The organism is Mesorhizobium sp. M00.F.Ca.ET.216.01.1.1 (assembly GCF_004010325.2).
Classification (GTDB): Bacteria; Pseudomonadota; Alphaproteobacteria; order Rhizobiales; family Rhizobiaceae; genus Mesorhizobium.
The window spans coordinates 161,345-179,267 of the sequence record NZ_SADR02000012.1; the positions used below are offsets into that span (position 1 = coordinate 161,345).

The window sequence follows — 17,923 nt, forward strand, 5'->3', positions numbered from 1 at the left end:
GATAATCGGCTCTCATTTGCACGGGCTGTTCCAACAAATAGATCAATGAATCGAGCTCACCTTTCCCAACTTGCGGTGCTGGCAACCGTCGCCCAATGCGGAAGCTTTCGCGGCGCGGCCAAGGAACTCGGCATCGCGCCGTCGGCGGTCAGCCACGCGGTTTCCAGCCTGGAGGCGCGGCTCGGCGTTAGCCTGCTGGCACGCAGCACGCGCAGCGTCGCCCCGACCGAAGAAGGTGCGCAGCTGCTCGATCGCCTGCGGCCGGCGCTGTCGGAGATCGATCTGGCGCTGGAAGCGGCGGTCGAGGCGCGCGACCGGCCGGCCGGTAATCTCAGGCTGACCGTGCCGCGGACCGCCGCGCATCTGGCGCTGACGCCACGGCTTGGCGCCTTTGCATCAGCCTATCCGGACATCGTGCTGGAAATCGTCATCGAAGACCGCTTCACCGATGTCGTCGAAGGCGGCTTCGACGCCGGCGTGCGGCTCGGCGAAAGCCTGCAGCGCGACATGATCGCGGTGCGCATCGGACCTGACCTTCGCGGCGCCGTCGTCGGCGCGCCATCCTATTTCGGGGCCATGCCGATCCCGCGCCATCCGCATGATCTTGCTGGCCACCGCTGCATCCGTTTTCGTTTTTCCAGCGGCATCCTCTACCGCTGGGAATTCGAGAAGGACAGCGAGGAGATCGAGCTAACGGTGCAAGGACCGCTGATCCTCGACGAGGACCATCTGATCGCCAATGCGGCGGTCGACGGCGCCGGGCTTGCCTTCCTGTTCGAGGATTATGTTCGCGATGCGCTTGCTGCCGGCAAGCTCGTTCGCGTGCTGGAGGACTGGTGCCCACCCTTCGACGGTTTCTTCGTCTATTATCCAAGCCGCCGCCAGATGCGGCCGGCGCTGCGGGCCTTTGTCGATTTCTTCAAGACGACGCGATAGACTGTCGACCTTGGAAGAAAGCCGGGGCCGCGGTCGTTTGCTGACCATGTCTGCATTGATCACAAACAACACCTCCCGTTATGGCTGGGCGACGATCGTCCTTCACTGGCTGATCGCGGCACTCTTCATCGGTCAGTTCGTGCTCGGCTTCGTCATGGTGCGGCTGTCCAGCCAGCGCACCGCCTTCGAACTGATCCAGTTGCACAAGTCCTTTGGCTTCCTGCTGCTCGGGCTGGTGATCCTGCGCATCGCCTGGCGGCTCGGCAATGCGGCGCCGGCACTGCCGCGCTCGGTAGGGCACTTCGAACGTCGGGCGGCACCGCTCGCTCACCTGGCGCTTTATGCGTTTCAACTTGCCTTGCCTTTGTCCGGCTGGGCGCTGGTATCGGTCTCGATGCTGGAGATTCCAAGCGTGCCCTTCAACCTGTTCGTCATGCCGAACCTGCCACTCGCGGAATCAGACGCCGCAGAAGGCTTCTGGACGGCAGCGCACTGGTATCTCGCCTATGCCAGCATCGGACTTGTCGCCCTGCATATCGCCGCAGCGCTGCGCCATCATTTCTGGCTGAAGGATGTAGTCCTGACGCGCATGATCACGCCTTCGTCAAATCACGACGCGGAATAGGGCGGGCGGCTCATTCGTTCATGGGGCGAGGCGCAGAAAATGTAGTGCCTCCAAGAAAAGGATCAGTCTCATGTATGCGCGCATCCTAGGATTTGCGGCGGTAGCCGTTTGCCTTGCCATGCCTGTTTTCGCGGCGGTCGCCCTTAGCGACGCCGCCGGCAGCTACACGATCAGCCCGGCCGGTTCGAGCATTCGCTTCTCGATCGGCAAGCTCGGTGGCGGCGGGTTCGACGGCGCCTTTGCCCGCTTCAAGGGCAGTATCCGCATCGACAACAGCGATGTCGGGCGCTCCCGTGTCAATATCACCATCTTTCCCGAAAGCGTCGGCACCGGCCAAAGCCGCATCGACGCCTTCCTTCGCTCCGACGCCGTGTTCGACACGGCCAACAACCCGGAAATCCAGTTCCGCTCGACCAGCGTGAGACGCATCGGCGAGACCACCGCCCTTGTCACCGGCCGGCTGACGGCGCGCGGCAAAACCTACCCGGAAAAGTTCACTGCCGAACTCGACGGCCTCAAGGCCGGCACGATAAAATTCCATGTCACCGGCAAGGTGCTGCGGTCGCGCTACGGCATGGATGTCGGCACGCCGATCTATTCGAACATCGTCGACTTCGACATGGCGCTGACCGGCAGGCGGGGTTAGCTTCACCTTCGCGATTGGCTGAGGGACTCTCCAATTGGCTTTTTTGTTGAATTAGGGCACATCTCCAGGGTGCAATCGAGATGGAGAAGCCTGATGTTCCGATGGGGTGTTTTGTCGACGGCCAAGATCGCCCGCGAGCAGCTTTTGCCGGCGATGGTCGAAGCGGAGAACGGCGTGCTGTCGGCGATCGCCAGCCGCGACATGTCGAAGGCGCACGCGCTGGCGGAGCGTTTCGGCGCGCGCCATGCCTTCGGCTCCTATGAGGAATTGCTTGCGTCCAAGGACGTCGATGGCGTCTACATCCCGCTACCGACCTCGCAGCATGTCGAATGGACGGCCAAGGCGATCGAGGCCGGCAAGCATGTGCTGGTCGAAAAGCCGCTGGCGCTCGATGCCAAGGACATTCCGCCGCTGATCAAGCTGCGCGACGCCAAAAAGGTACTGGTGTGCGAGGCCTTCATGGTGGCCTACCACCCGCAATGGATCAAGGTGCGCGAGCTGATCGCCGGCGGCGTCATCGGCCGGCTGCGCCATGTGCAGGGCGCGTTCTCCTACCACAATGTCGACCCCAAGAACATGCGCAACCAACTCGACCTTGGCGGCGGCGCGCTGCCCGACATCGGCGTCTACCCGACAGTGTCGACACGGTTTTCGACCGGCAAGGAGCCACTGCGCGTCCAGGCGACCATCGAGCGCGACAAGAAATTCGGCACCGACATCTATTCCTCGATCCGCGCCGATTTCGGCGACTTCGAACTGTCGTTCTATCTGTCGACGCAGATGGCGTCGCGCCAGGTGATGGTGTTCCACGGCGAGAAGGGCTTCATCGAGGTGTTCTCGCCGTTCAATGCCGGGCTCTACGACCACCATCGCATCGAGCTGCACAACCAGAACCACACGGAGGCGCAAGTGTTCCGCTTCCCCGGCACGCAGCAGTATCGGCTGGAGGTCGAAACCTTCGCGCGGGCGGCACAGGGCGGCAAGGACCGCGTCTTCACGCTGGAAGAATCGGTGCTCAACCAGAAGGTCATCGATGCCATCTTCCGCGCCGGCGGCAAGGATGGCTGGGAAAAAGTCTGACAATCCTTGCCGGGGGGAGAAATGGCTTACGATGCGGACGTGATCATTGTCGGCGCGGGCCTTGCCGGCCTTGTCGCAGCGGCGGAGCTGGCCGAGGCCGGCAGGAAGACCATCATCGTCGACCAGGAGCCGGAGCAGTCGCTGGGCGGCCAGGCGTTCTGGTCCTTCGGCGGGATTTTCCTCGTCGATTCATCCGAGCAGCGGCGCATGCGCATCCGCGATTCGCATGATTTGGCGCTCGAGGACTGGCTGGGCACCGCCGCCTTCGACCGCCCGGAAGATCACTGGCCGCGCCGATGGGCCGAGGCCTATGTCGGCTTCGCTGCCGGCGAGAAGCGCTCCTGGCTCGTGCAGCGCGGGCTGAAATTCTTCCCCGTCGTCGGCTGGGCGGAGCGCGGCGGCGGCAACGCCGTCGGCCACGGCAACTCGGTGCCGCGCTTTCACGTCACCTGGGGCACCGGGCCCGGTGTGCTCGAACCGTTCGTCCAGCGCGTGCGCGAGGCCGAGAAGCGCGGGCTGATCCGCTTCAAGTTCCGCCACCGCGTCAACGAGCTGACCCGGACCGGCGCCACCGTCGACGGCGTGCGCGGCGACATATTGGCGCCGAGCGATGTCGAGCGCGGCCGCAAGAGTTCGCGCGAGGTCGCCGGCGACTTCGAACTCAAGGCGCAGGCGGTCATCGTCGCCTCCGGCGGCATCGGCGCCAATCCCGAGCTGGTCCGGAAAAACTGGCCGCGGCGGCTGGGCTCGCCGCCGAAGCGCATGATCACCGGGGTTCCCGACCATGTCGACGGCCGCATGCTGGCGATCACCGAGGCGGCCGGCGGCAGTGTCATCAACCGCGATCGCATGTGGCACTATGTCGAGGGCATCAGGAACTGGGCGCCGATCTGGACCGACCACGCGATCCGCATCCTGCCCGGGCCGTCGTCGCTGTGGCTCGATGCGCGCGGCAAGCGGCTGCCGGTGCCGCTCTATCCCGGCTTCGACACGTTGGGCACGCTCAGCCACATCATGAGCACCGGCTTCGACTATTCCTGGTTCATCCTGACCAAGAAGATCATCCAGAAGGAGTTCGCGCTGTCGGGCTCCGAACAGAACCCCGACCTGACGGGGAAAAGCTGGCGGCAGGTGATCGGCCGCGCCACCAGCGGCATCCCCGGTCCAGTCAAGGCATTCATGGAGAAGGGCGAGGATTTCATCGTCGAGGCCGAACTGCCGGCACTGGTTGCCCGCATGAATGCGCTGGCCGGCGGCGAGCCATTGCTCGAGCTGGGGCAGGTCGAGCGCGAAATCCGTGCCCGCGACCGGCAGCTCGACAACCCGTTCTCGAAGGACATGCAGATCGTCGCGCTGCGCGGTGCGCGGGCCTATCTGGGCGACCGGCTGATCCGCACGGCAAGGCCGCATAAGATGCTCGATCCTGCGAATGGCCCGCTGATCGCGGTCAAGCTCAACATATTGACGCGCAAGACGCTGGGCGGCCTGCAGACCGATCTCGACAGCCGCGTGCTGAGTGCTGATGGCCAGCCGGTCGAGGGGCTCTATGCGGTGGGCGAAGCCGCCGGTTTCGGCGGCGGCGGCGTGCATGGCTACGCGGCGCTGGAAGGCACGTTTCTCGGCGGCTGCATTTTTTCCGGCCGCAGCGCCGGCCGGGCCGCAGCGATCTCGGTGGCCTGAAAAAGCGACCAGAATGTAGGCGGTCGCCGGCGTTGGGTGAGCCCGGACGTCGGCATCGAGGCCTACGGACATGCGGATCTTTGCCGGACAGAGTCCGGCACGATCTTTTCCAGAACTTTGTCGAATCTTCCTGCACTGCACACTTGACCACAACCTCAGCGGGTCACCAGCTATGTGCCATTTTTGCTACATAGCTGAACCTTTTTGCCCAAATCAGACCTTTAGCGGGGATTAAACCGGTTATTCTCTGCTTGCTCGGCGACTTTTGTTAGATAATTGGCTACAGCCCAAGGGTAGGCTTGGGGTTGTAGCGCTTCTCAAAAAGCGCTGGGGGAAGTTTGGTGGGGTCTAAATGAATAAGACAAATAAAGTGGCCATTGCCAGGCGGCTTGGTCTTTTGATGACGGTTTCGATGCTGGCTTGCGGCAGCGCCGATGCGCTCACGCTCCAGGAGGCCATGGCGGTTGCCGTCGAGTCCAATCCGGAAATCGGCCAAGCGATCGAAAACCGCGAGGCAATCGAATTCGAACTGCGCCAGGCGAAGGGCCTCTATCTCCCCAGCATCGACCTCGAAGCGTCGGCGGGGGCGCGCCGCCTCGACAATTCATCGCGACGGGCGCTTTCCATAGACGATGACGAGCTCTATCCGGCGGAAGCCGACCTCGTGGTGACGCAGAAGCTTTACGACAGTGGCGCGCGGCGGGCCGAATTGAATCGTCAGGCATCGCGCGTCGATGGAGCCTCGTTCCGGGTATTGGAGCGGTCCGAATTCATCGGACTCTCCGTCGTTCAGGATTACCTCGAATACATGCTGCAGGCTTCGATCGTCTCCGAGGCGAAGAAGAACCTGGGCTTCCACCAGGCTATACTCGGCGACATCCAGCAAGGCATTGCGGGCGGTGCGCTGAACGAGGCCGACCGGCAACAGGCCGAGGAACGGCTCTTTGCAGCCAAGGCGCGCCTGCAGGAAGCCAGCGAAGAACTGGAAGCATCCAAGATACGGTTCTTCAAGACCGTCGGGAAACCCCTGGTCAACGCTTCAAGGCCAGGCGATGTGAGCGGCGCGCTGCCAAGGTCGCTTGACGAGGCGCTGGGGCTGGCGCGGGAAAGCAATCCACGCGTTCACATGGCCAACAGCGACATCGATGCCGCGGCTTCCCTGGTAGACGCGGCACGGGCGAAATTCGGTCCCGATATCGTCGCCGAAGGTCGCGCCAGGGCCGGATATGACATCGATGGCGACGACGGCGACGCCAGCGACCTGCAGGCGCGGCTGGTGTTGCGCTGGAACCTCTACCGCGGCGGCATCGACAAGGCTAACGAGCAGGAACAGATCCGCCGCACCAGCGAACAGCGTCTCGCCCTGCATCAGGTCTTGCGCGAAATCGAGGAAGCGGTGCGTACCTCATGGGACCGCCGCTTTCGGCAGGCCGACCTCGCCAAGACCCTGAAGCAGCAGGCTTCCGCAAGCGAAAGGCTTGTCTCCTCCTATCGCGAGCAATTCAAGGTAGGACAGCGCTCGCTGCTTGACGTGCTCGATGCGCAGAATACCCGGTTCAACACCGCGACGCTGGCCGATACCGCATCCTACGCGTCGCTTTTCGCCCAGTATCGGCTTCTGGCGGCGACCGGACAGCTGCTGAAAACGATGAACCTCGAGCCGGCAAAACAGGCTACGGCCTACGCACGGACGGAGTTCGCCGTGCCGGAAACGGCCGACACGGAAACCTATGCGCGGACCCCGTCGGAACAGAAGAACGATCTGCCGTTCGACATCCTCGCCCCGGTCAGGAAGAAGTAAGCCGGTGTGACCGTCGACCGAAGGTCGTTGCGGGTGGATCGTGAACCAGCAACCACATATCATATCGCCTAAAGAGGCGTTCAAAGCCTGTTTTTCGGCGGTCGCCGCCTATCTGGGCAGGCCGAGCGCCGAAACCGTGCTGTTTGCCGGGGTTCCGCTTTCTGACAGCCGCATTGAGGCAGACGATATCAGGCACCTTGCCGAGCGCATCGGCCTGGAGGTCAAGGAGTTCAACCACCGCGACTTCCTGCGCGGACGCGTCGATCTTCCCGCCATTGTCTTTCGCGTCAGCCAGTTGCCCGTTGCCCTGCTGGCGGAAATCGACGGCGGCGAATACCTCACCGCCCCGCAGGAAGACGGCCGCACCGCGGTCAGCAGAGCCGAGCTGGCCGACAGCACCATCAGCGGCGGCGCTTCCTTCTCGATCACTTATGCCAACGCCAGCGAAGGAATGAAGGTCGGCTCGGCGCAAAAGATTGAAAGACGGCATTGGCTGACGGGAACGATGAGCGCCTTCTGGCGCACCTACTCGAAGGTCGTTCTGTCGGCGGTATTCATCAACCTGCTGGCCATCGCCTCGCCGATCTTCACCATGAACGTCTACGACAGGATATTGCCGAACAAGGCCATAGCGACACTCTGGGTTCTGGCAATCGGCATCGGCGCCGTCATTCTGTTCGATCTGCTTTTGAAGACGGCCCGGGCATCGCTCATCGACTATGCCGGGCGCAAGGCAGACCTGCGGATATCGTATCTGCTGTTCGAAAAAGTGCTCAACTCGTCGCTGTCGGCGCGGCCCGGCTCGACCGGAGAATACTCTAACCGGATAACGCAATACGAGTTCGTGAGAGAGTTTTTCACCTCCAACACCATCAGCGTCTTCATCGACACGGTCTTCGTCTTCATCTTCCTTCTGGTCATCTATGCGATAGGCGGCTGGCTGGTGATCATACCGGCGTTGGCGCTGGTGTTGTCCATCATCGTTGGCTTGGTCACGCAGCGCCGCATCGGCAAGCGCGTCGCCGCATCGATGAACGAGGCTTCGCAGCGCCAGGCCTTGCTGGTCGAATCGATTTCCACGCTGGAGACGATCAAGTCGCTGCGCGCCGAGGCGTATCTGCTGCGCAAATGGGGCGAGCACTCGAAGAATGCCGCCAACACATCGGAAAAGATCAAGCAGCTTTCGGCCGCCGCCGGCAACATCACGCAATCCATCCAGCAGCTGGTGACCGTCGCCCTGGTCGTGGCTGGTGCCTATGCCTTTTCGGAAGGCCATGTTTCGACAGGAGCAATAATCGGGACAGTGATGCTGGCGAGCCGGGCGGTGGCCCCGCTTGGCCAGATCGCCATCACGCTGTCTAGGTTCCGCCAGGCGATGCTGTCATTGAGGATCGTCAATTCGATCATGGCTCAGCCGGAGGACCGGCCGGACACGGTGGGCTTCGTCAATCGCCCGATCCGCAACGGTGCGATGGTGTTCAAGAATGTCGGCTTCGTCTACCCGGGTTCGGAAAACGAGGTTTTGACCGGTCTGAATTTCTCGGTCAAGCCAGGGGAGCGGATCGGCATCATCGGCCGCATCGGATCGGGCAAGACGACGATGGGCCGGCTGATCGGCCGGCTATTCCTGCCGACCTCGGGAGAGCTGCTGCTCGACGGTATCGACATTCGCCAATACCACCCGTCGGAAGTGCGCGCCGCGGTCGGGATCGTTGCCCAGGCCGGCGACCTGTTTTCAGGCACCATCAAGGAGAACCTCCTGATGGCAGCTCCGGAAGCGACCGACGAAGAGATCATCGATGCTGCAAAGGCAGCCGGCGTCGACGAATTCGTCTCGCGCCACCCGCGCGGCTACGACATGAATGTCGGCGAGCGCGGCACCAATCTCTCGGGCGGCCAGAGGCAGACCGTGGCGATTGCGCGCCTGCTTTTGACCAAGCCGAAAATCGTTTTCCTGGACGAGCCATCGGGTTCGATGGACCTCGCCTCGGAACGACAACTGATAAAACAGCTCAAGGTGGCGTTCGACCGCAACACGACGCTTATCGTCTCGACCCACCGCTACAGCATGCTCGAGTTGGCTGATCGCCTAATTGTTATCGAACAAGGCAGGATCGTCGCCGACGGGCCGAAGGAACAAGTCATTCAGGCGTTGCAGAAGAAAACTGCCTGAGAGGGTAAATTATATTGAACAAGTTCAATATAATGGGGCGTAGGAAATGCTTGCCAAGGAAGATCGTCCGCCGCTTTTTGCGTCGGCGTCCATATTCATCGTAGGGGCGCTCTTTGTCGCTTTTGTCGCCTGGGCGTCCTTCGCCGAGGTCGATGAAATCGCGCGCGGCGACGGCAAGGTCATCCCGGCATCCAAGACTCAGATCATCCAGGCCAGCGAACCAGGCGTGGTTCAGGAAATCGCGGTGAAGATCGGCCAGGTCGTCAAGAAGAACGACCTGATCATCCGCCTCGACAATACGTTGAACACGTCCAGCCTTGGCGAACAGCAGGCCAAGGCGCGCGCGCTGGAGGTGCGCATCGCAAGGCTCAAATACGAGCAAAGCGGCAATCTTTCCGGCCCCTTCCCGTGCCCTGAGGACATTCAGGCGGCCGCACCGCAAATCTGCGACAACGAGCAAAAGCTGCTCATCGCCCGGCGCGGAAACTTCGACAACAAATTGTCGGTTTTGAAATCACGCCTCGACCAGCGCGAAAAGGAGCTGGATGAGGCGACCGCCAATACCGACCGCCTGACCAAGAACCTGGTCGTCAGCGACCAGGAGGCGAAGCTGGTCGAAGCGATGGTCAAGAAGGGCCTGATGGCGAGAACTGAGCAGATCCGGGTCGAGCGCGAACAAGCCGAGCTCAACGGTCAGCTGAACCTCGCCGGCGAGACCGTCAAGAGGATCAAGTCGTCGATCACCGAAGCGCAGCTCCAGGTCGAGGAGCTTGGCCTGCAACTGCAGCAGGAAGCGTTGGACGACCTGACCCAGGCGCTGGCCGACCTCTCGGTCGTGGACGAAACCATTCGCGGCGCGACCGACAAGGTGGCGCGCACCGACATCCGCTCGCCGGTGGACGGCATCGTCAACACGCTGGAACTGAACACCGTCGGCGCCTTTGTCCAGCCCGGTGCCGTCGTGGCCGGCATCGTGCCGACGTCCGAAACCTTGCTGGTCGAAGCGCGGGTCTCGCCTCGCGACGTCGCCTTCATCCGCCCCGACCAGGATGCGCTGATAAAGGTCACCGCTTACGATTTCTCGATCTTCGGCGGCATCGAGGGCAAGGTCTCGAACATCACCGCCGACAGCCTGGTCGACCAGAAGACGGGTGAGCCCTACTACCAGGTGCGTGTGGCGACGGAGAAGTCGACGCTCGAAAGGGATGGCAAGGCCTATTCGATCATCCCGGGTATGATCTGCTCAGTCGACATCAAGACCGGACGCAAGACGATCCTGAGCTACCTTCTCAAGCCCATCAACAAGGCGCGTCAGGAGGCGATGAGTGAACGATAGCGCGGCTTTACCTGTCTCCCATCGCGACACGTTGCTGCTGCCGCTGGCCAGGGAAGATTTCGGGCTGGAATTCAGGGTTGTCGCGCGTGGCGGCATACGGCGCGGCATTCGCCTGGAACGGGCTTTCTGGGCATCGCTGAAGCAGATGGCCGAATCCCGGAAATGCACGATCGGCATGCTGATCGACGAGATCGCCGCAAGACATCCCGACACCGGGAACCTGACATCGGCGATCCGGGTCGCCTGCATACGCGCGTTGGCGGACGAGAACGTGACCTTGCGAAGGCTGGCGTCGATCAGGACGATCAACGCCATCCTGGTCGCCTGCCCGTCGCCGGCTTTCGCGCTGGCGTCGTCGAAGAAGATCCTGAGCTTCAACGCGCCGTTCCAGCAACTGGTCAAGCGCCAGTTGCCGCCGGGACCCAACGACGACGCACGCCACGACCTCAAACTGGCGCTGGATCTCAATGTGGCCGACATATTCGCGCGGCTCGACGCCAATGGCGAAGTCCCGGTCGCCAGCGGCTTTGTCATCGGTGCCGGCGAACGCCGCTATCGAGGCCAGCTGAGCGCGGTGCGGGCGCCGGTAGCCGAACCGGAGTTGCTGATGGCGTTCGTGTTCGGCGGGTAGCCAATGCATGCCGCGGCTGCATGTCGCGGCGCTGTGGAACAAACAGGCATTCAATCTAGTCTGACGACGCTCCGCGCCATGTTTGCAGGAACCGGCTACAGGCCTTCCCCGGGTGCGACCGTGGCGAAGCCACCCTTGATGTCGGCCATCTCAGCCCCGCCGGCTCTCGCGCCGTGGATCCACGCCCGGTCGGTGCTGAAGGAATAGAGCGGCAGGTAATCGGGGAGATCGCCGTCGCGCAGAACTACATTGCTGAGGCTGTCGAGGATGAAGGCGCCGCTGCCGGTGCTTACCGACAGCACGGCGTGAAAGAAACCCCTGCGGCGATCCTGGAGGACAATCAGCGACATCGCCTGCGCCGGAATGCCGGCCCTCAGCAGCGCCGTCATCTTGAGGATCGCGAAATCCTCGCAATCACCGGCCCGCCGGTCGAGGATTTCCGCAGGCTTCGCCCAATAATCAAGCCTGCCGTAGACGGCGCTATCCTTCCTGTAGGCGATCAGGCGATTGACGCTGCTATTGACGAAGGACAGCTTGTCGCTGAATGCCTTGCCTCGAGCCGCGTCTATGAGGTTGGCGAAAGCGAAGCTCTTGCGCTCGCAAGCGCTGCCCGCCGAGCAGCCGACGATCGCCCGGTAGACCGGCGCCCAGCGCGCCGCAACGGGGAAGTTGCGCATCGACAAAGCGACCGATCCGAACACCCCCGGGATGATCGCCGCCGTCTGTACTGGGTCGATGTCGACATCGCCTTGCGCGGTGTCCCTCTGCGCAGTCGAAGGGTCGGCATCCGCTACGGCCGGGCCATAGCTACCGAAGACCATGCCGATCCGATAAGCCGCGGCAGGCTGCCAAGGCTGCGGCCGCTGCAGCGAAACGCCGCCGAGATCGAAGGGCGCATGGACCTTTTCCGGGAATGCGCCGGCAGTGGCGTCATCCCTGAAAGCCGCATTCGCGAATGATGGCTGTGCCAGGCCGGCAAGGCCGATCGCCAGCAACAGCACCTTGATTCGGGTTTTTCCCGGAGCAGTTTTTTGTTCGTTCATAGCGCCCACCTTTGACTGTGGATGCTACCAATCTTGTCTCAAATTATTGGAAATGAAGGTGGATAACTTTGCGGCAAGAAGCTTTGTCTACTTTGTCTAAAATTTTATTCAAATTTATACTTCTGCTACCCAGGCAACCGCCGAGGTTCCGACACTAAGAGGCCCGGGAGTTACTACTCTATAACTGGTTATATCGAGGCAGTTTACCATGCGTAAAAAATGCTTGCGCGTGCATAACAGGATATATGAAATAGCTTGAGAGGCTGTTGCAAAGCCGCTGATGTGGCTGTCTCTATCCGGGAAATACCGGAGGGGTTTCAGCCATGACGACCAATAACGAGTTGGACAATGTTTCGGGTTCGTGGAACGAGCATTCCGTTTCGAGCGAACACATTTCCAGTGAACGCATTTCCAGTGAGCACAGCGGCCCGGCAGCCCCGGCAGAGATCCAGCTCGCACAGGCAGCCGCGACGGGGCAACCGGCCGCAGCCGAGCCGGTGCCGGTCGATGTCGGCAGCGGCGCCCAGGCTCCGGCGCAGGCAGAAGCGCCAGCGGCAGCTGCAAACGCTCCGGCGGCGCATGAATATGTGGCCGACGCCGGCAACGTCGTAAAACTTCCGGCCAACGTTGCGATCGACAACATCCGCGTCGAGGGCCACAACCTGCTGCTCGAGCAGCCGGACGGCTCGGTGATCGTCATCAAGGACGGCGCCCTGAACGTACCGACCTTCATCCTCGGCGACGTCGAGGTGCCGCGCGTAGCCTTGCTGGCGGCGCTGGAAGCAAGCCATGTCGACATCGCCTTCGGCGCCGACGGTTCGATCCAGGCGGGAAACGGATCCCCGGGCAGCGCCGGCGGAAACTTCGCAATTCCCCCCGGCGGCATAGGCAACGGATTCGACCTCTCGGACCTGCTGCCGCCGACTGCCCTGCAGTTTGGGCAGCTGGAGCCGCGTGAACTGACGATCGGCGTCAGGGAAGAAGACACAACTCCAAGCATCGACCTCGGCTCCGGCCTGGTCGTCGACGAGGCCGCTCTTTCCGACGGGACAAACCCGGCGAGCACCGCTGAACAGGCCTCAGGCACATTTAACATTGTGTCCGGCGACGGCATCGGCTCGCTGGTCATCGACGGCATCGATGTGACCAACGGCGGCAGCGTTGTCGGGCAGTATGGCACGCTGGTGGTCACCGGCAATCCAACGGACGGCTATAGCTGGTTCTATACCCTTGCCGACAATACCCTGGACCACCACGACAATCCTTCGACCGGAACGACTGAGGGCGTCTCCGACAGTTTCGCTATTGTGATAACCGACACGGACGACGATCAGGCCACGGCGACGCTCAACGTCGGCGTGCTCGACGACGGCCCTACTCTTTCGGTCCAGGCAAGCGCGCAAGCGGCTCAGCTGCTTGCGGTCGAGCTCGACGAGACGGTCGGCGCGGATCGCTACAATGGCGGCCTGGGTGAGACGGAAGATGCCGGCGGCAACGCCAACACCGATGACGGTGTCGGTCTGGCACAGGTAACGACCGGACTGGCGGGCGGCCTCTCTTCGCTGTTCGCAGTTGGTGGCGTCTACGGGGCCGACGGACCAGGCAGCACGACCACGCAGTTCGCCTTCACCGGCATACCAGCTGCGGGCCTCGCGACCAATCTGACGGCGACGGACGGCGGCGCCATCACGCTGTTTCTCGAAGGCGGCGTTATTGTCGGCCGTGACACGCAGGGCGATCAGGTCCTGACCATCGCGATTGTCGGCGCGCCTGGCTCCGAGCAGTTGCAGACAACACTGTACGAAGCGCTCGACCACCGTGCCGATGGCAACAAATTCGATTCCGAGCTCAACCTTTCGCTGACCGATGGCGGCACGGTGCAGCTTCAGTATGAGGTCACCCGCACTGACGGTGACGGCGACACCGTCACCGGAAATGCGACGGTTAACCTGATCGATGGCAATGGCTCGGCATTTTCGTTCGACGACGATGGCCCAAGCCTGACGGTGAGCGCCAATGAGGGTGCGGCTGGCCTGCTTTCGGTCGAACTCGACGAGACGGTTGGCGCCGATCGCTACAATGGCAGCGAGACGGAAGATGCCGGCGGCAATGCCAACACCGACGATGCTGGCCCAGGCCTGGCGCAGGTCAGCACCGCCGTGTCGGGCGGGCTGACCAATCTGTTCACGATCGGCGGCAGCTATGGCTCCGATGGCCCCGGTACCGTCAGCGCAACCCTGAGCTTCAGCGGCATTCCGGTTGGTGGCCTCGCGACCAACCTGACGGCCACGGATGGCGGCGCCATCACGCTGTTTCTGGAAGGCAGCGTCATTGTCGGCCGTGACGCCCAGGGCGATCAGGTCCTGACCATCCAGATCGTCGGCGCGCCCGGTGCCGAGCAGTTGCAGACCACGCTCTACGAGGCGCTCGATCACGGCGCCGACGGCAACAATTTCGATTCCGAGCTCAACCTGTCGCTGACCGATGGCGGCACGGTGCAGCTTCAGTATGAGGTCACCCGCCAGGACGGCGACGGCGATACCATCACCGAGACGGCGACGGTCAACCTGATCGACGGAAGGGGCTCGGCATTCTCGTTCGACGATGACGGCCCGACGGCCAATGGCGCCGCCCAGATCACGGCAAGTGTCGATGAGGACGGCCTCCATAACATCCAGTCCACTGGAAACGTCGACAATCCTCAGCCCGACGGCGAGGTAACTGGAACAAACTCAGCTGTCGCCATCGGCGCGGCCGGTGCACTGAATGCGCTCGTTGACTTCGGTTCGGACGGCCCGACTGCCACGGCTTTTAGCCTCGTCACGCAAGCCACTCCGTCGGACTCCGGTTTCGACTCGAAGGGCGGAGACGTTTTGATCGTCTCCGACGGCACGACGCTGACTGGCTATGTCGATGTTGGCGGCGGCACCGGCTATCAGGCGGGCACCGACCGTGCGGTCTTCACGCTAACTGTCGGGGCCGATGGCTCCTATGTCTTCACGCTGATCGACCAGATCGACCACCCGACGCTCGACACCATTGCGGGTGACGACACCGAAAACACGCTGGCGAATGGCGGGATCGATCTTTCGTCATTTGTTGTTGCCACGGACGGCGATGGCGACACGATCGGACTGGCGGCAGGCACGTTCAAGGTCCAGGTGCTCGATGACGTTCCGCAAATCGCCCCGCGCGATGCCGATACAACAACCACAACCACGACCGAAACGATCGTCTACACGCTGCAGGCCGGCAACACCGACGTTCGCGGCATGGACGGCGCCGGCAACCACGACATCAAGCTTAGTGGCATCGACGTCAACGAAGGCGACAATTCCGTCAACACCACTGGCACCAAGATTGGCATCGGCGACGGCCAGATCATTGACGGTTTTGACAGCAAGCCCAACTTGTCGGGACCTGAAATCCTGACGATGGACTTCGTCAACAATCTTGCCATCACTACCAACAATCCGAATCCGCCGATCATCACCGATAGCGGTTCATACGATGTCGACTCAGTCAAGTTCACGATCGATGTGGCGGAGGCCCAAGGTGTCGAAGCCGCGGTCTTGTTCATCGGCGCGAAGGACGGGGGTGCATTCGAGCCGTTCACCGTAAACATCAACGGTGTTGCAACGCTCGGCACGGCGGTTTTCGAAAGCGGCGTGCAGGTTGGCTACGCCTTCGCCGGCGTGCCGGATGGTGCAACGGTCGAGGTCATTGGTAGCACCCCGTTCGACCAGCTCAAGGTGGGCAACTACGACGATTTCAAATTTGATTCCGACGGCAACGGAACGACAGACACCACCTTGACCGGCGGAAACTCGTTCAAGATCTTCGGCATCGAAGCCAAGGTCACGACCACCACCATTGAGACCGAAGTCTTCAGGGTCAGCCACGACGAAACTGCCGGCATCAACAATGCCGCCGATCCCAATCCGGCCGACGACACCGCGTTGCCCCCGCCGGCCCTGGTCACCGAGGCAGGCGCGCTCGGCTATGCAAAATCGTCAGCCAGCGCACTCGGCCTGTTCAATAGCTCGGTCGGCGCGGACGAGGGTGCGACATTTTCCTTTGCCGTGACGGACGCGAACGGCAATCCGCTGGTGAACGTCGATTCAGGCCTGAAGACGCTTGACGGCTCGGCGATCCTGCTCTCGACAAATTCGGACGGGGTGCTCGTTGGCTCGGCCAATGGCGTCGACATCTTCAAGGTTTATGTCGATCCGACCGGAGCGATCTGGATCGGGCAATATCAGCCGATCGCTCACACTATCGATGGTTCGAGCGCAGCCGCCTTCGACGACATCGCCATTGTCGCTGCCGATCTGCACGTGAAAGCGACCATCACCGATTTCGACGGCGATTCGAGCACAGCCGTTTCCGATGTTGCCTTGAGCGTCGAATTCCAGGACGATGGACCGCTCGCTGTCGATGATCAGGACTCGGTCACCGAGGACGGTCCGCTTACCGCCGACGGAAACGTCGTCACCGGTGCGGGCGGCGCGGACGCAAACGCAACCGATGGCCAGGCGGACCACCTTGGCAGCGACGGCTTCGGCTCGATCGCCTGGGATGGTGCAGTTGCCAATCATGTTGCCGGTACCTACGGCCAGCTTACGGTCGGCGCCGACGGCAGCCACACCTATGTGCTCTATACCCAAGCCCAGAACCCAGCCGGATATGCCGCGGTGCAGGCGCTGGATGCCGGCCAGAGCCTGAGCGAGACCTTCAACTACACGATGAAGGACGCCGACGGCGACACCGACACGGCGACGCTGACGATCACCATCAACGGCACCAACGACGTGCCGCAGGTGGTCGTCGACCCGGGCAATCCGGGCGGCGGGAACGACCAGGTGTTCGAGGCCGGGCTGCCGGCGGGTTCGGCGGCCGGCAACGGCAGCCAGATCGCGACGGGCACCTTCACTCTGTCGGACCCTGACGGGCTCGACGACGTGCAGAGCGTCACCATCGGCGGCACCACGGTTGCCATCGGCAGCCTCAACGGTTCGAGCTTTGTGGGCGACCACGGCACGCTGCTGATCACCGGCTACGATCCGGCGACGGGCATCGCCAGCTACCAGTACACGCTGACCAGCCCGACGACGGACGGCCCGGGCACCGAGGCCGACAGCTTCTCGCTCACCGTGTTTGACGGCACCTCGTCGTCGGCACCGGCTGCGATCGTCATCGACATCGTCGACGACGTGCCCAATGCGGTCGACGACACCAACAGCGTCAGCGAGGACGCGGTCTCGGCGATCAACGGCAATGTCCTGACCAACGACCTGCATGCCAACAACCAGCCAGGCGCCGACACGCCGACGAGCTTCGTCAGCTGGGACGGCAGCATCACCGGCGCGCACGGCACCTTCGTGGCCAATGCCGACGGCAGCTACAGCTATACACTCAACAACGCCGATCCGGCGGTGCAGGCGCTGGATGCCGGCCAGAGCCTGAGCGAGACCTTCAACTACACGATGAAGGACGCCGACGGCGACACCGACACGGCGACGCTGACGATCACCATCAACGGCACCAACGACGTGCCGCAGGTGGTCGTCGACCCGGGCAATCCGGGCGGCGGGAACGACCAGGTGTTCGAGGCCGGGCTGCCGGCGGGTTCGGCGGCCGGCAACGGCAGCCAGATCGCGACGGGCACCTTCACTCTGTCGGACCCTGACGGGCTCGACGACGTGCAGAGCGTCACCATCGGCGGCACCACGGTTGCCATCGGCAGCCTCAACGGTTCGAGCTTTGTGGGCGACCACGGCACGCTGCTGATCACCGGCTACGATCCGGCGACGGGCATCGCCAGCTACCAGTACACGCTGACCAGCCCGACGACGGACGGCCCGGGCACCGAGGCCGACAGCTTCTCGCTCACCGTGTTTGACGGCACCTCGTCGTCGGCACCGGCTGCGATCGTCATCGACATCGTCGACGACGTGCCCAATGCGGTCAAC

The 17,923-nt window shown here is 62.6% G+C and carries 11 protein-coding genes; 10 read left to right on the top strand and 1 reads right to left on the bottom strand.

Annotated elements, in window-relative coordinates; translation table 11 throughout:
• Positions 1-45 precede the first annotated feature (45 nt).
• From EN859_RS17495 to EN859_RS17535, 9 genes are all read left to right on the top strand, one after another.
• Positions 46-936, top strand: coding sequence for a LysR family transcriptional regulator (locus EN859_RS17495; protein WP_127854135.1), 891 nt, complete (start codon positions 46-48; stop codon positions 934-936).
• 46 nt (positions 937-982) lie between these two features.
• Positions 983-1,561 (top strand): cytochrome b, encoded by a 579-nt coding sequence (locus EN859_RS17500; protein WP_127854136.1) that lies wholly within the window; start codon positions 983-985, stop codon positions 1,559-1,561.
• Between the two features lie 70 nt (positions 1,562-1,631).
• A complete protein-coding gene (locus EN859_RS17505; protein ID WP_127854137.1) occupies positions 1,632-2,207 on the top strand; it encodes a YceI family protein in 576 nt (191 codons plus the stop codon).
• Positions 2,208-2,300: 93 nt separating this feature from the next.
• Positions 2,301-3,287 (top strand): Gfo/Idh/MocA family oxidoreductase, encoded by a 987-nt coding sequence (locus tag EN859_RS17510; RefSeq protein WP_127854138.1) that lies wholly within the window; start codon positions 2,301-2,303, stop codon positions 3,285-3,287.
• Between the two features lie 21 nt (positions 3,288-3,308).
• Positions 3,309-4,967 (top strand): FAD-binding dehydrogenase, encoded by a 1,659-nt coding sequence (locus EN859_RS17515; protein ID WP_127854139.1) that lies wholly within the window; start codon positions 3,309-3,311, stop codon positions 4,965-4,967.
• 352 nt (positions 4,968-5,319) lie between these two features.
• The gene (locus EN859_RS17520; protein ID WP_127854140.1) at positions 5,320-6,768 is read left to right on the top strand and encodes a TolC family protein; all 1,449 of its coding nucleotides are present in this window, start codon (positions 5,320-5,322) and stop codon (positions 6,766-6,768) included.
• A gap of 40 nt (positions 6,769-6,808) precedes the next feature.
• Positions 6,809-8,941 carry a type I secretion system permease/ATPase gene (locus EN859_RS17525; protein WP_127854141.1) on the top strand — a complete coding sequence of 711 codons (2,133 nt, stop codon included), beginning with the start codon at positions 6,809-6,811 and terminating at the stop codon, positions 8,939-8,941.
• Positions 8,942-8,987: 46 nt separating this feature from the next.
• Complete coding sequence (locus tag EN859_RS17530) at positions 8,988-10,277, top strand: HlyD family type I secretion periplasmic adaptor subunit (protein ID WP_127854142.1); 1,290 nt, start codon at positions 8,988-8,990, stop codon at positions 10,275-10,277.
• The gene (locus tag EN859_RS17535; RefSeq protein WP_127854143.1) at positions 10,267-10,908 is read left to right on the top strand and encodes a ribbon-helix-helix domain-containing protein; all 642 of its coding nucleotides are present in this window, start codon (positions 10,267-10,269) and stop codon (positions 10,906-10,908) included. Before EN859_RS17530 ends, EN859_RS17535 begins: the two co-directional genes overlap by 11 nt.
• A gap of 95 nt (positions 10,909-11,003) precedes the next feature.
• Here EN859_RS17535 and EN859_RS17540 read toward each other — a convergent pair whose 3' ends face one another.
• Positions 11,004-11,951, bottom strand: coding sequence for a transglutaminase-like cysteine peptidase (locus EN859_RS17540; RefSeq protein WP_127854144.1), 948 nt, complete (start codon positions 11,949-11,951; stop codon positions 11,004-11,006).
• 323 nt (positions 11,952-12,274) lie between these two features.
• Here EN859_RS17540 and EN859_RS17545 point away from each other — a divergent pair.
• Positions 12,275-17,923: VCBS domain-containing protein (locus EN859_RS17545; RefSeq protein WP_210237699.1), on the top strand; the 5,649-nt coding region annotated here is incomplete at its 3' end.

Bases quoted from the DNA above. Each gene is read 5' to 3' on its own strand.
- EN859_RS17530 (WP_127854142.1), top strand. From the start codon at position 8,988: ATGCTTGCCAAGGAAGATCGTCCGCCGCTTTTTGCGTCGGCGTCCATA.
- EN859_RS17520 (WP_127854140.1), top strand. From the start codon at position 5,320: ATGAATAAGACAAATAAAGTGGCCATTGCCAGGCGGCTTGGTCTTTTG.
- EN859_RS17515 (WP_127854139.1), top strand. From the start codon at position 3,309: ATGGCTTACGATGCGGACGTGATCATTGTCGGCGCGGGCCTTGCCGGC.
- EN859_RS17500 (WP_127854136.1), top strand. From the start codon at position 983: ATGTCTGCATTGATCACAAACAACACCTCCCGTTATGGCTGGGCGACG.
- EN859_RS17505 (WP_127854137.1), top strand. From the start codon at position 1,632: ATGTATGCGCGCATCCTAGGATTTGCGGCGGTAGCCGTTTGCCTTGCC.
- EN859_RS17495 (WP_127854135.1), top strand. From the start codon at position 46: ATGAATCGAGCTCACCTTTCCCAACTTGCGGTGCTGGCAACCGTCGCC.
- EN859_RS17540 (WP_127854144.1), bottom strand. From the start codon at position 11,951: ATGAACGAACAAAAAACTGCTCCGGGAAAAACCCGAATCAAGGTGCTG.
- EN859_RS17510 (WP_127854138.1), top strand. From the start codon at position 2,301: ATGTTCCGATGGGGTGTTTTGTCGACGGCCAAGATCGCCCGCGAGCAG.